General features: G+C 70.6%; 9 protein-coding genes. 5 read left to right on the top strand and 4 right to left on the bottom strand.

The window, feature by feature from the left end:
- Nucleotides 1-4: 4 nt before the first annotated feature.
- Entirely contained in the window at nt 5-742 is a 738-nt protein-coding gene (locus ACIRR9_RS05060) for an RNA polymerase sigma factor (protein WP_403747665.1), read from the bottom strand.
- 144 nt (nt 743-886) lie between these two features.
- A complete protein-coding gene (locus ACIRR9_RS05055; RefSeq protein ID WP_403747663.1) occupies nt 887-3,994 on the bottom strand; it encodes an FG-GAP-like repeat-containing protein in 3,108 nt (1,035 codons plus the stop codon).
- Nucleotides 3,995-4,712: 718 nt separating this feature from the next.
- Between ACIRR9_RS05055 and snpA the strand changes: the two genes are divergently transcribed.
- From snpA to ACIRR9_RS05040, 3 genes are all read left to right on the top strand, one after another.
- Nucleotides 4,713-5,507: a snapalysin gene (gene snpA / locus ACIRR9_RS05050; protein WP_403747660.1), complete on the top strand. Its 795-nt coding sequence runs from the start codon at nt 4,713-4,715 to the stop codon at nt 5,505-5,507.
- A 192-nt stretch (nt 5,508-5,699) separates the two neighbouring features.
- Nucleotides 5,700-7,208, top strand: a complete 1,509-nt coding sequence (locus ACIRR9_RS05045; RefSeq protein ID WP_403747657.1) for an FAD-binding oxidoreductase — start codon at nt 5,700-5,702, stop codon at nt 7,206-7,208.
- Nucleotides 7,209-7,562: 354 nt separating this feature from the next.
- A complete protein-coding gene (locus tag ACIRR9_RS05040; protein ID WP_403747656.1) occupies nt 7,563-9,152 on the top strand; it encodes an FAD-binding oxidoreductase in 1,590 nt (529 codons plus the stop codon).
- 32 nt (nt 9,153-9,184) lie between these two features.
- On the opposite strand, the gene ACIRR9_RS05035 is transcribed toward ACIRR9_RS05040, so the two are convergent.
- Both ACIRR9_RS05035 and ACIRR9_RS05030 read right to left on the bottom strand, forming a co-directional pair.
- Nucleotides 9,185-10,246 carry a CU044_5270 family protein gene (locus tag ACIRR9_RS05035; protein ID WP_403747654.1) on the bottom strand — a complete coding sequence of 354 codons (1,062 nt, stop codon included), beginning with the start codon at nt 10,244-10,246 and terminating at the stop codon, nt 9,185-9,187.
- Nucleotides 10,243-10,848: an RNA polymerase sigma factor gene (locus ACIRR9_RS05030; RefSeq protein WP_403748166.1), complete on the bottom strand. Its 606-nt coding sequence runs from the start codon at nt 10,846-10,848 to the stop codon at nt 10,243-10,245. Before ACIRR9_RS05030 ends, ACIRR9_RS05035 begins: the two co-directional genes overlap by 4 nt.
- Before the next feature lie 254 nt (nt 10,849-11,102).
- Between ACIRR9_RS05030 and ACIRR9_RS05025 the strand changes: the two genes are divergently transcribed.
- A complete protein-coding gene (locus ACIRR9_RS05025) occupies nt 11,103-12,449 on the top strand; it encodes a hypothetical protein (protein WP_403747651.1) in 1,347 nt (448 codons plus the stop codon).
- A 134-nt stretch (nt 12,450-12,583) separates the two neighbouring features.
- Nucleotides 12,584-13,822, top strand: a complete 1,239-nt coding sequence (gene dacB / locus ACIRR9_RS05020; RefSeq protein ID WP_403747648.1) for a D-alanyl-D-alanine carboxypeptidase/D-alanyl-D-alanine-endopeptidase — start codon at nt 12,584-12,586, stop codon at nt 13,820-13,822.
- The last annotated feature ends 92 nt before the right edge of the window (nt 13,823-13,914 follow it).

The raw sequence follows: 13,914 nt of genomic DNA, 5'->3' as shown, positions 1-13,914 counted from the left end.
TTCCTCACGCTGGATCCGTCGGCCGGCGGGAAAGTCCCGCTCGTCCGGCACGGCCAGCAGCCGGCGCAATTCCTGTACGTCGCTGTCCCGACTCCGTTCCCGGCTCACCACGGTCCCCTTCCGTTCCTTCGCCCGGCCGGACCGCCTCGTGGCGGTCACCTGTCTGCTGCCGTCCTGCGGCGGTGGGTTCCGCATTCCGGTCGAGATTCTTCTGCGCCACTCCTTCCAGCCGACGACGCGCCCGGGCCAGCCGGGAGCGGACGGTGCCCACCGGCACCCCCAGCGCCTCCGCGGTCGCGGCGTAGTTCAGTCCGGCCCATACGCTCAGCGCCAGCACCTCACGGTCCTGCCGCGACAACTGACTCAGCGCCTCGACCACCGCGGCGATCCGCTGCTGGTCCTCCAGCCGTCCGACCACCTCCTCGGCGAAGTCCGACAGCGGTTCGGGCGCAGGCATGCGTTCCATCAGGGCGCGGTGCCGCCGAGCCGCACGTCTGCGGTGGTGCACCACGTTCGTGGCGATCCCGAGCAGCCACGGCAGCAGGCTTCCGCCGTCCGTATCGACCTTCTCCCGCAGCCGCCAGGCTTCGAGGAACACCAGCGAGACGCAGTCCTCGGCAACCGACCAGTCGCCTGTCAGGCGGAAACAGTGGTTGTAGACCGCCCGCCCGTGTTCGCGGAAGAGCACCCTGAAGGAGTCCTCGTCGCCCGCACGGACGCGGGCCCTGAATAGTGGCTCCATGCCTGGCTCTGCCAAGAGGCCACCCACCAGTTCCATGTGACGTGCATCACCGGCCCGGGAACGGACCGCGGTGCTCCACCCGAACATCGAAGGCGCCCGGTGAGACCAAGTCTCCGGGCGCCTTCGGCGGATTGAACTCGCCCCCTACGTAAGGGACTTGTAGCCGCTCCAGCCGGTCGCGATGCGCACCCGCGCACCGAACGAGCCCTTTCCGTCCCCGCTGTTGCGCCACACGTTGCCGCTGGAGTCGCGGGAGACCAGGTCCGGCCTGCCGTCGCCCGTGATGTCGCCGACCCCGACGACCGCGTTGTAGGAACCGCCCCAGTTCGAGAACACCTTGACGCGGGCCGCGAACGTGCCGTCGCCCTTGCCGTTGTAGCGGTAGACGTTGTTCGACGTGTCCTGGACCAGCAGATCGGCCCTGCCGTCGCCGGTGATGTCACCGGTGCCGACGATCTTCTTGTAGCCCTTCCAGTTGTCGTAGAGCTTGACGCGGGCGGCGAGCTTGCCGGTGCTCGTCCCCTTGTAGAGGTAGACCGCTCCGGTGGACGCGTTCCGCGCGATCAGGTCCGGGCGCCCGTCACCGCTCACGTCACCGGGCGAGGTGAGCACGTTGTACTGCGTCCAGCCGCTGGTCCCGAGGGTGGTGTACGACGTCGTCGGCTCGACCGCCGCCCCGCAGCCCGGCTTGTAGAGCCGCAGCGCGCCGCTGCTGTAGCGGACGAGGACGTCGTTGCAGCGGTCGCCGCTGAGGTCGCCGAAGGGGACCGCCATGATGCTCGTGGGCCAGCCTGTGCCCGTGTACTTCTCGCCGAACTTCCCCGTCCCGGTGCCGCTGTGGAAGGTCAGTCCGCCCGAGGAGTTCAGGGTGAGCAGGTCACCGCGGCCGTCCGGGCCGTCGGGGCTGACGAAGTCGCGGCGCACCGCGGCCCCGCGCTCCAGGAACCCGTCGCCGGCGGTCACCGTGTCCGGCGTGGCGGTGCCGAGGCCGGTCGCCTTCAGGGTCCAGGTGTAGTGGCCGTTGGGGAAGTAACTCCCGTCCGCCGTCGTGCCGTTCCAGGTCGCCGTCACCCAGGCCGCGGTCGCGCCGCCGGTGAGGGTACGGGTGGCCCTGCCGTTCGCGCCGCTCTGCACCGAGGTGAGGGTGAGCGACCAGGAGGTGGCCGGGCGGGACAGCACCCAACTGCCCTGGAGGGGCGTCCCCGGGCCCACGTAGTCGCCGACCGACGTCTCGAAGGCCGTCACGGCGGACGGGGCGATGCCCGTGGTGGTGACGTGGGTGCGCTCGTAGTCGTCGAACCAGGCGACCAGACCGGTGTACTCGTCGACCGTCCAGCGGTAACGGCGGTCCACGGTCAGCCCCTTGTCGGCCAGACGGGAGGCGATCGTGCGGGTGGTGCCGGTGGCCGCCTCGGTGAGGACCAGCGTGTCCGCGCCGTGGTCGTGGCGGACGGTGAAGCCGTCGCCGAGCAGCACATCGCCGGGGGTGACCGCCCTCGCCGTACCGGCCTTGGTGTCGTACACGCCCGCCGAGTCCGTCCCGCAGGCCCAGTACAGCCAGCGGCCCGCCGCCTGGAGTTCGCTCGGCACGCAGGCCAGACCCGGGACGGTCACCGTGGTGAGCGTCTTCTCCTGCGGGATGCTGTACGAGGTCAGCTTTCCGGCGGTGCTGGTGGCGCTCCACAGGGTGGAGCCGTTCAGGGCGGCGGCGCGCACGGAGCGCTTCAGCTTCTGGCCCTGGCCGAACTCGCCGACGTACTGCGCCGGGGTGGCGCCGCCGGAGTCGAAGACGGCGTAGTCGTCGGAGACGTCGACGATGTGGCCGCCCTGGCCGCCGAAGTCCAGGTAGTGGCCGTCGATCGCCACCAGCCGGTCGTCACCGAGGCTCTCGCCCTCGTCGGTGCCGCCGTTCGAGTCGAGGTAGACGTCCTGGGCGTCGAGGTTCCCCCACAGCGCCGAGCACGTGGTGCCCTCGTAAGGGCAGAGGGCGGAGTGGACCGAGCGGCCCGCCGTGGCCTCGGACGCCGTCAGCGCGGCGGAGCCGTCGGTGGCGAGGGTGCGCACGGAGGTGGTGTCGTCGGTGGACTTCGGGTCGTCCTCGGCGACCCGAAGGCTGCCGCGGCTGAGCGCGATGCCCGTCTTGACGTTCTCCACCGCCGGGGACTGCTGGACCTTCGCCAGGTTCAGCGTGCCGTCCTCGGCCTGGCTCACCCGCCGCACCCACCAGTCGGTGGCGTCGGTGCCGCCGGTGACCAGGGCGGTGCCGTCGCCGGCCGGCAGCGTGTACTCGCCGGCGCTCTCCAGCAGGGTCCGCTGCACCGAGGGGTCGTCCACATTCACCGCGAGCAGCCGGGAGCCGAGCGAGGTGGAGGACAGCGGCAGCAGCAGCCAGTCGCCGACCAGGACCGGGTCGCCGTCGAGCGTGCCCGGGTGCGAGGGCAGGGTGACCACCTGGTCGGCGGCGGTGAGGTCGGAGCGGGACTTCAGATGCAGGGTGAAGGTGCTGGTGTCGTACCAGCCGACACGGTCACCGCTCATCACATAGTGATCGGCGTCGTCGGCGTCGGCGAAGGCGACCGCGTTCACGGCCGACCCGACGTCGATGTAGTCGACGGTCCCGCCCCGCTCCCACAGCACACCGTCGGAGTCCGCGGCGACGACTTCCTGGTCCTGGATGTTCGTCCATTCACCGGTCATCTTGCGGGTGCGCCACGCGCCGTCGACCTTGTCGATCAGGGAGTAGCCGGTGACGATCGTGTCGCCGGCCAGGCCCCGGTAGTTGCCGTGGCCGGCGACCGCCCAGCTCAGGCTCTCGGACGTGGCCGTGGCCGGGTCCCAGAGGGTGACGGACGGGGTGCTCGGGGCCGTCGGCAGGGCGACCAGGTCACTGTCCGACCCGTACCAGGCCGTACGGCACTCGGAGCCGATGCCCGTGCAGCCGGTGCCCGGGGTGTAGACGCCGGCCGCGTTCCGCACGGTCACGGTCCTGCCGGTCGTGTAGTCGGTCCACAGCAGTCCGGCCTTGCCGGTCTGACGGTGCAGGAAGCCGGTGTCGCCCGCGACGTACGGGCGGTCGGTGCGTGGTGTGGTGGAGCTGGGGTCCACCAGTGTGATCGCGGTGGTGTCGGCCTCGGTCGCTTCCGCTGAGCCGCCGCCCTCCGACAGGACGACGACGGACGCGGCCACGACGGCGAGCGCGAGCGAGGAGACGACGGCGGCCGGACCGCCCCGTCTCAGGGCGTGTCTGCCCACGTGATGTTCCCTCCCCTACGAGGGTCCGACCCCTCGCACAAGTGGCCGCATCTTACGCGACTCTTACCTTGGCCTTACCGAGGGGTGGTCCGCGGGCACCGACCAGCGCAACCCACGTGACCGCGTACGGCGCAGGCGGCCTGCCCGGCGTGTACGACGACAGTCTCGGCGCCGGCGAGACCCGCCCGGCCCTGGCCGTGGTCCCGGTCGACGCCGACGGCGACATCCATCTCCACAACGCGACCGGCTCGGTCCATGTCGTCGCCGATCTTGAGGGCTACATCGGCCGACCGGGCGGAGCCTTTGCGACCGTTATGACCTCGGTCACAGCGTTCCGCCCATCATCCGGTGCGCTTAGTAGATGCAGCGGGATGGACATTTACCTATTTGTCCATCTTGACCGTGATATGAACCCCGGCGTACACCTCGGATTTCCGCCCGACCGGTACGCGCGCCCACTGCCCCTCGCCGCAAGGTTTCTGACTTGGCGTCAGCTCTCCCTCCCGTCGTCACACGCGGACCGGAGACCCGCACCCCGCTCCGACGGGGTCCCGGGACCTACGAGGCGACGTAGTTGCGGGGACCCTTTGCGCTCCCTGTGGAGCCGTTCTAAGAATGTCGACCCACAGGACGTCGCCGCAGTTCGGAACCGGTGTTCCCCACAGATTCGACCGCGCACCGGGCGCTCGGCGTCACCGAGTGAGTAGGAGCCCCCCACATGAAGTCGTCCCGAACCTCCGCGAGACTCCTCGCTCTCGCCCTCGGCCTGGGACTGCCCGCCGGCGTGCTGGGCGCGGCGGTGCCGGCGAGCGCCCAGACGGCCGCCGTCCCGTCCGCCTCCGCCGGTACCTCCGTGGCGGGGTACGAGGGGTCGGCCGAGGAGGCCGCGAACAACAAGGCGTTCTTCGAGGCCGTGCTCAGGTCGGTCGCCGCGAAGCGTGCCGCCCAGCCCGGCGGACAGGCGGTGACCGTCTACTACGACGACTCCCAGGCACCGAGCTTCCGTTCGCAGATAGCGAGCGCGGCCTCGATCTGGAACAGCTCCGAGTCCAACGTGAAGCTCAAGGAGGCGTCGAGCGGCGCCGACTTCTCCTACCGCGAGGGAAACGACTCGCGCGGGTCCTACGCCTCCACCAACGGCCACGGAAGCGGCTACGTCTTCCTCGACTACACCCAGACCCGGCAGTACGACTCGGTCCGCGTCGCCACCCACGAGACCGGGCACGTACTGGGCCTGCCGGACGACTACGGCGGGCCGTGCAGCGAGCTGATGTCGGGCGGCACCGCGGGCACGTCCTGCACCAACCGCTACCCGAGCGCCGCCGAGCGTTCGCGTGTCGACCAGTTGTGGACCACCGGACTCGCACAGACCCAGGGCACGACGAACCAGACCACCGGCCAGCCGGGCAGTGCGAACCAGACCACCGACCAGCCGGGCACCGCGGTGCAGCTGCCGACCCTGACGCCGGGCCAGGGCCCGTGGAGTCCGCTCCTGGGCATGCCCTGGAGTTGACCGCGTTTCACCCACCCGCAGATGACACAGAACCCCCAGGTCCAAGGCCTGGGGGTTTCTGCTGGACCGGCTGTCGAGAGTCGCGAGCGTGTCGAGACGGTCCATCGACTTTGCTTTTGCTACCGTCCTCTTCGCCTAAATCGTCCATAAAAGACCGATTCGCGCCCGCTGGTGGCCGAGAGGACACGGACCATGAACGACTTTTCCCGTCGAAGACTGCTGAAGACGACGGCGGTCGCCGGCGCCGGTGCGGTCGTCGTGCCGGGGGCCGCAACCGCCGCGGCCCCCGACGCGAGTGCCATGACCGGTCCGGCCGAGAGCGAGGCGAACGGGGCGCACTGCGGGCCGGCACAGCTGACCGGCCGGATCGTCCGCCCCGAGGACCCCGGGTACACGGACGCGCGCCTCGGCTGGGACCAGCTCTTCTCCCACTATCCGCTGGTGATCGTCTTCGCCCAGAACACCCAGGACGTGGTCAACGCCCTGACGTGGGCGCGCCAGCACAACACCGCGCTGCGGATCCGCAGCGGCCGCCACAGCCTCGAGGGCTGGTCGAACGTCGACGCCGGCCTGGTGATCGACATCAGCGAGCTGAAGTCGGTCCACATCGACGCCGGCGCTCGCATCGCGACCGTCGGTGCCGGCCTCAACCAGCTGGAGGCGGTGACCACACTCGCGAAGCAGAACTTCGCGGTGACGACCGGGACCGAAGGCAGCGTGGGGCTGTCCGGGGCGACGCTCGGCGGCGGGTTCGGCTTCCTCACCCGCTGGCTCGGCATGGCCTGTGACAGCCTGATCGGCGCCGAGATCGTCGTCGCGGAGGGCGGCGAGTGCGCCAAGGTGCTCAACGTCGATCTGCACCACGACGCGGATCTGCTGTGGGCGCTGCGCGGAGCGGGCAACGGCAACTTCGGAATCGTCACCTCGCTCACCTACAAGCTGGCCCCGCTGAAGAGCGTCACGTATCTGACGGCCACCTGGGACGGGACCAGCGACCTGCGCAGGATCTTCGAGACCTACCAGCGCGTCGCGCCGTACACCGACAGCCGCCTCGGCACCCAGCTCGAAGCCCACCGGAACCAGATCCTGCTGTTCGCGGTCCTCCCGGAAGGGACACCCGCGGAGGCGAAGAGGCTGCTGGCCCCGCTCCTGTCGATCGACACCCCCCAGGTGACGACGCAGGTGGGAAACTGGGGCGACGTGTACGCGGGATTCCAGGTCCCGATCGAGAACGAGCCCGCGAACTGGAAGTTCTACTCGCAGTTCGCCAAGAAGCCGCTCCCGACCAAGGCGATCGACATCATCTCCTCGTTCGTCAAGACGGCCCCCACGGACGACAGCAACTACTTCGTCCAGGCGTTCGGCGGGAACGTCAGGAAGTCCCCGCGCGGCGGCACCTCGTTCCCGCACCGCGACGCGCTCTTCTACGCCGAGCCCGGCGTCGGCTGGGGCAAGCGCAGTGACCAGCCGGGCATCTGCGACCCGCTCACCCCGCAGGCCCAGGCCTGGATCGCCGAGTTCAGCCAGGCACTGCGCCCCTTCGTGGACGGCGCCTACGTCAACGTGCCGAACATCGGCACGCAGGACTGGGAGACCGCGTACTGGGAGTCCAACTTCGACCGGCTGCGCCGGATCAAGGCGAAGTACGACCCGCAGAACGTCTTCCAGTACGACCAGAGCATCCCGCCCGCGGTCTGCTGACCGAGCGGCACCCGAGCCCCCTCCCCGACCGGCGAGGGGGCTCAGCCGTGCGTACCCGCCCTGAGCCTCGGCCGTATCGCATGAAGGTGCCGACACGGCAGGGCCATGGATACGGGCACTGAGACGACACCGCGGCCCGCGCAGGCGGAGTCGGGCCCGGGCCCGCGCAGGCCCAAGCCCCGGGGAAGCGGCCCTCGGGTGTCTGTGCGCTGCTTGGCGGTGTGTGTCTCGCCCTTTCGTGTGGCGGGTCCGGCGCGTGGGCGGCCGACGGGAACGGCACCGGCCGACGATCGGTCGACTGGCCGATCGGATCGCAGGAGGAGCCTGCGAGCCGCTGCGTGAGGGTAGGGCACTGTGATCGACAGGCGGAACGTGCTGCGGGCGGGTGTGCTGGGCGGCGTCGGCGGGGCGTTGGGACTGCAGGCACCGGGGAGCGCGGCGGCGGCCGGGGAAGCGGGGCCGGTCAGCGCCCGGGACTGGAAGCGGCTGGCCGACGCGCTGTCCCCCGGGGCCGACCTCTACCGGCCGTCCGGCTCCGTGTACGAGTCGCTGGCCCTGCCGTTCAACCACAGGTACGCCGGAATCCGGCCCGCCGGCATCGTCACCTGCGCGACCACCGAGGACGTGTCCGTATCGATCCGCTGGGCCCGTGAGGTGGGGCTGCCCGCCGTACCGCGCTCCGGGCTGGGACACAACTACGCCGGGTACTCGACCACCACGGGCCTGCTGCTGAACATGGCCCGTATGAAGAGCATCGTCTCCACCCCGGCGCCGGGCCGTGCCCACTCCCGGGTCTACGGGCCGATGAAGGTCGTGCACAATGCCGGCACCGTCACCGTGGGCGCCGGCGTCACCAACGGCGACCTGCATCCGCTGCTGGAGGACCAGGGCATGTTCGTGCCGACCGGTCGTTGCCCCAGCGTCGGCGTCGCGGGGCTGGTGCTCGGCGGCGGTATCGGCTTCAGCGACAAGATGTTCGGCCTGACCTGCGACCGGCTCGTCTCCACGACCGTCGTCCTCGCCGACGGACGCGCGGTCAAGGCGAGCGAGAACACACACCCCGACCTGTACTGGGGCTGCCGCGGCGGGGCCGGCAACAACTTCGGTGTCAACACCTCGTTCACCTTCCAGTACGAGCAGTTCGAGGGCACCGTGGGCTTCTACCAGCTCCGCTGGAGCCTCGACTCCGTAGTGCCGGTGGTCGCCACCGCGCAGCACATCGCCCAGGAGACCGAGGGCGACAGGCGGTTCCATATGCGTATGGGTATCGGGACCAACGGAACGACCAGGGCGCAGATCCGTGCGAACGCCAACGTCAACGCCATCGGCCAGTTCTACGGCACGGTCCAGGAACTGCGTGCCGTCCTCGCTCCGCTGCTGAAGATCGGCACGCCCGAGGAACGCGCCCGCAACAGCGCGTCGGTCCGTCAGGTCACGCCCGGTGAGGCGAGCGTACTGCTGAGCGCCACCACGCCGATCGATCGCTTCGCCACCAAGTCGGCGATCCTGGACTCCCGCACCCTCCTGTCCGACCAGCAGGTCGGCGCGGCGGCCGAGCGCCTGCTGGACTGGCCCGGCAGCAACAACGAGGACGGCGCCGGGTTCGCGATGTTCGCCCTCGGCGGTGAGATCAACCAGGTTCCGCCGGACGCGACCGCGTTCGTCCACCGAAGCGACCTCTTCGTCTTCGCCGCCGAGACCTCGTGGGCGGACTACGACACCGCCGCCGTCGCCGAGGCCAACCTCCGCTGGCTCCAGCAGTTCTACGACGACATCTTCCCCGGCAAGGCGCCCGACCAGGCGTACCAGAACTTCCCCGACCCGACGCTGAAGAACTGGCGAGAGGCCTACTACGGCGCGAACTACCCTCGCCTGGTCGACGTGAAGCGGAAGTACGACCCGACCGGCTTCTTCGACTACCCGCAGGCGATCGGCACACGCTGAGCCCGAACGGCGCCGATCCCTGAGGCGGACGGTCAGCTCCGGGGCTCGGTCCGGGTACGGTCCGCGTCCGCGGGCCGCTGTCCGGCCCTGTCCACGACGGCGAGTTCCAGCTCCGCCTCGCTGGACAGCAGCGTTCCGGCCTTTCCGTACGAGGTGTCCTTGGTCAGATAGCTGCGGGAGCCGAGGAAGGCGAAGTCCTTCCCGTCGAAGACCCACTCGGTCCTGATGCCGTAACGCGTGTCGTCGCGGGCGATACCGAGGCCCCTGCGACCGATCGCGTCGCGCGCCTGCGGGGCCGCCGTGACGCCGGGGATCTTCGCCGCGGCCCGGTAGAGGGCGGCGGCGATACGCGGTGGCATCATCCCGCCGAGCATGGACCCGATCTGCTCGAACACCGCCTGGTCCCGTCCCCGCCCCTCGGCGTGCGGGGTGTTCGCATACAGATACGCCAGCAGTTCGTCGGGGTCGGTGGGCAGCGTGCTGAGCCAGCTGTAGGTGGGCCGGCTGAGACCGGCCGGGGTGCCGTCGGTGTCACCGAACTCGGCGTTGATCGGCAGGGTCTCGCCGTCCTCCCTGACCAGCCCGAGCTTGTGCAGGGGCCCCGGTTCCTGGGCGGACCACGTCTCCCGTTCCTTCAGCGGGTCGAGGACAGCCTTCCCGCTGGTCAGATCGGCCCCCTGGGCCTTCTCCCGGGTGTAGACGAACTGGTCGTCCCGCACGCGGGGCGTGCTGCGCTCCCCGGCGGCGTCGGAGATCCGGCCCAGGATCGCGGCGGCGGGCTGCATGTCGGTGGCCGGACGGTGCGAAGCGGTGTCGGAGGGCGTCCCGCCGTTGCCGTGCAGGGCGACTCCCGTGGCCAGCGCGCAGGCCAGGGTCAGGGCGGTCGCCGGCACCAGGAGCGCGGGCCGCAGCAGCCGGCCGGCGGGGCGGGTACGGGGCGCCTGGTCTCGGTCGATGTGGTGCATCAGCAGTTCCTTGTGACGAAGGTGCTGCTCGCGCGGAAGGTCCCAGTCGGCCGGGACCGGCAGCAGGCGGGCGATCTCCTCGCGGTCGCCGCTGCGCTCCGGCGAAGCGCCGGTGGTCCTGTCGTTCATGTGAGCTCCTCCCGTACGGGCAGGGCCGCGATCGCGGCCGCACTTGTCATCTCTCCGCGGGTGGCGGGTGGTTCCCGGTCCTCTTCCGCAAGCCGGGCGAGCTTCTTGCGGGCACGCGAGAGGCGGGAGCGTACGGTGCCGACGGCGATGCCCAGAGCTTCGGCCGTCTGCTGGTAGTCCAGGCCGGACCACACGCACAGAGCCAGTACCTCCCGTTCCTGGCGCCGCAGCCGGCCCAGCGCGGCAGACACGGCGCGCAGCCGCCGTGCATCGTCGATGCGCCCCACCGTCCGGGCGGCGAAGTCCTCCTCCGCGCCCGGCTGCGGCTGACGCGCCAGGAACAGCTGGCGTCTGCGCTGTCCCCGGCGGGCGTTGTCCGCCTTGTGGGTGGCGATGCCCAGCAGCCAGGGCAGCAGCGAACCGCCGTCCTCAAGCACCCGTGCGCGGGTCCGCCACGCGGTCAGGAACGTCTCGGACATGACCTCTTCGGCCGTCGACCAGTCGCCGGTCAACCGCAACCCGTGGTTGTACACGGCGCGGGCGAACTCCTCGTACAGCTGGGCGAACGCCTCGCGGTCCCCTTCGCGCACACGGCGGCGCACATCGTTTTCTGAGTCCCTCACGACCACTTCTCTCCGCGACACCGGAGGAGTTCCAGTGGCCTGTGTCACGCACGGTACGGCTGCCCCTGGGGGCGACGGCGGATCCGGGCGGCCTCAGCCGGACCGATCAAGAAAACGGTAAGAACCACTCACCTCATGCCTCTCCGCTGCAACCCTCCGTTTCGGCCGAACGTCCAACTCCCGTCCGGTGCATGTCACTTGCCTGGTCACTTCGGTCTCATCTGGGGGATGTCATGAGTTCTGTCTCCATCAGGCGTGCGCTGCACAGCGGGGCCTGTGCCGCAGCCGTGGGGGCGTTGGCCGTCGCCGGTCTCGGGGGCGGGACCGCCTTCGCCGACGCCGCGCAGACCGATCAGCTGTGGATCCAGGCGCCGTACGACCAGGCGGTCACCGTCGCCCCGGAGGGCGGTGCGGCACCGTACCGGCCGCTGGCGCTCGGCCTGTACCACGACAACGCCAACTTCACCGTTACGGCAGGGAAGTTGACCGTCGACGTCACCGGGCTCGCCGGCGTCGCCGAGGTGGCCTGGCCCGACAACTGCGCACCGAACGACGCCGGTACCGTCGCCGTGTGCGACACCGGGGACGTGCCGACCCGCTACAGCGCGCAGGTGCGGCTGCAGGTCCGGGCCGCCGCAGGTGCCGCCGTGGGAGCGCAGGGCACGATCGAGTACTCCGCCGAGGCCACCGGCGGACCCGACGGCAAGCTCACCGCCCCGCAGGGCTCCGCGGAGACCTCCGTCACCGTCGGCTCCGGTCCGGACCTCGGCATCAGCGCCCCGCAGGACGTCGGCGACGTCGCGACCGGCACCAGCCTCACCGTGCCGTTCTCCGTCACCAACACCGGCAACGAGACCGCCCACGGCTTCAGCGTGAAGATGTGGGCGACATACGGCCTCGATGTCGCCACCCGCTACCCGCAGTGCACCTACACCGGGCCGGACGACAGCGGCCAGTACACGGCCATGACGTACGTGACCTGTTCCTTCGACACCGACATCGCACCCGGCGCCACCGTGGAGCTGCCGGAGCCGCTGCGGCTGACCGTCACCGGCCACGCGCTGTACGAGCGGTTCGACTACGAGGTCCAGCCGGGCGCCGGCGCCACCGACCTCGACGGCACGGACAACGGCCGCGCCTGGCACATCGACGCCGACAACACCGCCGACTTCGCCGTGCACGGCACCGAGGTGAGCGGCGCGGCCGGCGACACCGTCACCACCGCCTTCCGCTTCGACAACCTCGGCCCGGCCTGGGTCGGCAATGTCGGCTCCGGCGACCCGGTCGCCGTGATCGACTACTACCTCCCGGAGGGCACCACCGCCACGTCCGTACCCAGCACCTGCCACCCCGCCCGGACGGCCGGCGACGACCCGGCCATCGGCCACTACGCCTGCACCCTGCCGATGTGGGCCAAGCCGGACCTGCAGGTCAGCTTCCCGTTCCAGCTCCACATCGACCGGGTCGTCCCCGACGCGGCGGGCCACGTCGTCGTCCACCCCCAGTCCGACACGTCCCGCACCTTCGACCCGGACAGCGAGAACAACACGGCCACGGTGGTCGTCAACCCGTCCGCCTGACAGCGACGAGGGGGGCGGGCCCAAGGGCCCGCCGGTCAGGTGGGCCAGTTTTGTTTCACGGCCGGTGGCGAACCGGCCAAGGCGAAGGAGAGAACGCTTTGGGCAGGCATGCGCTTCCGCGTGACAGGAACTGGATGAACGGGAGGAACGGCCAGCGGGTGGCCGTGCTCGCTGTTCCGGTGGCGGCCGCGATGGCGATGACCGCCACCTCCGCGTCCGCGGCGAACGCGCTGACGGCGGCCGACAAGGCGATGGCCGGGAAGCTGGACCAGCGCGTGGACGTCGCCCAGTCGGGCAGCAATGCGGTGGGCGAGGTCCGGGACGTCGCCTCGGGGCAGACGGTGTGGTCCAAGGACAGCACCACGGGGGTGATGCCCGCGTCCACCAACAAGCTGGCGACCGCGGTCGCAGCGCTCACCGTGCTGGGTCCCGGCCACACCGTGCAGACCAAGGCCGTCTACCGGTCCGGCACGGTGTACCTGGTCGGCGGCGGCGACCAGCAGCTCGGCTCCGCCGACCTGAAGGCTCTCGCCACCGCCGCCGCCAAGGCCCTGAAGGCCGAGGGCCACCACTCGGTGCGGCTGATGTTCGACGACCACCTCTTCGCCGCCCCCAGTCTCGCCACCGGCTGGAACAGCGACTACTACCCCGACACCGTCGCTCCCGTCCGGGCCCTGCGGATCGAGGGGGACAACACCCAGGACACCGCGCTCACCGCCACCCAGTACTTCGCCCAGCAGCTCACCGCCCAGGGCATCACGGTGGGCAAGCCCGCACGGGCCAAGACGCCCTCGGGCAGCACGGTGCTGGCCACCCACAAGTCCAAGCCGCTGTCGACGGCCGTGGAGTACATGCTCAAGCACAGCGACAACGACATCGCCGAGGGCCTGCTGCGGCTCACCGCGCTCGGCCAGGGCCGGGCCGCCACCTTCGCGGGCGGCACCGCCGCGGTCCACGCCGTGCTCGTCCACTACGGCATACCCCTCACCGGCGTGCAGGAGTACGACGGCAGCGGCCTGTCCCGCAGCGACCGGATGACCGCCGACGCGCTCTCCGCCATCGCCGGGCTCGCCGTCGACACCCGTTACCAGGCCACACTGTGGCCGATCCTGAAGGGCCTGCCGGTCGCGGGCGTCGACGGCACCCTCAGCACCTCCTACGGCCGCTTCACCACCGCGCCCGCCTCCTGCGCCGTGGGAAAGGTCGACGCCAAGACCGGCACCCTGCGCGATGTGTCCGCCCTGGCCGGAGTCACCAAGGGCGAGGACGGCCGCTGGAAGAGCTTCGCGTTCGTCGAGAACGGCTCAGCACCCACCGACACCGTCACCCAGGGCCTGGACGGCCTCGCCGCCACGGTCGAGGGCTGCTGGTAACACCGGCCGCGGTGCCGCGGAAACAGAACGGGGCGATGTCGTCGCCGAAGCTCATGGTTCGGCTCACCGAACCAGCGCGAACGAACGACCGG

The organism is Streptomyces sp. NPDC101234 (assembly GCF_044767525.1).
Lineage (GTDB): Bacteria > Actinomycetota > Actinomycetes > Streptomycetales > Streptomycetaceae > Streptomyces > Streptomyces sasae.
This window is presented reverse-complemented; position numbering and strand designations above follow the sequence as displayed.

Coding starts and splice junctions, on each gene's coding strand:
- ACIRR9_RS05060 (WP_403747665.1), bottom strand. CDS start 742: ATGGAGCCACTATTCAGGGCCCGCGTCCGTGCGGGCGACGAGGACTCC.
- dacB (WP_403747648.1), top strand. CDS start 12,584: ATGAACGGGAGGAACGGCCAGCGGGTGGCCGTGCTCGCTGTTCCGGTG.
- ACIRR9_RS05045 (WP_403747657.1), top strand. CDS start 5,700: ATGAACGACTTTTCCCGTCGAAGACTGCTGAAGACGACGGCGGTCGCC.
- snpA (WP_403747660.1), top strand. CDS start 4,713: ATGAAGTCGTCCCGAACCTCCGCGAGACTCCTCGCTCTCGCCCTCGGC.
- ACIRR9_RS05025 (WP_403747651.1), top strand. CDS start 11,103: ATGAGTTCTGTCTCCATCAGGCGTGCGCTGCACAGCGGGGCCTGTGCC.
- ACIRR9_RS05035 (WP_403747654.1), bottom strand. CDS start 10,246: ATGAACGACAGGACCACCGGCGCTTCGCCGGAGCGCAGCGGCGACCGC.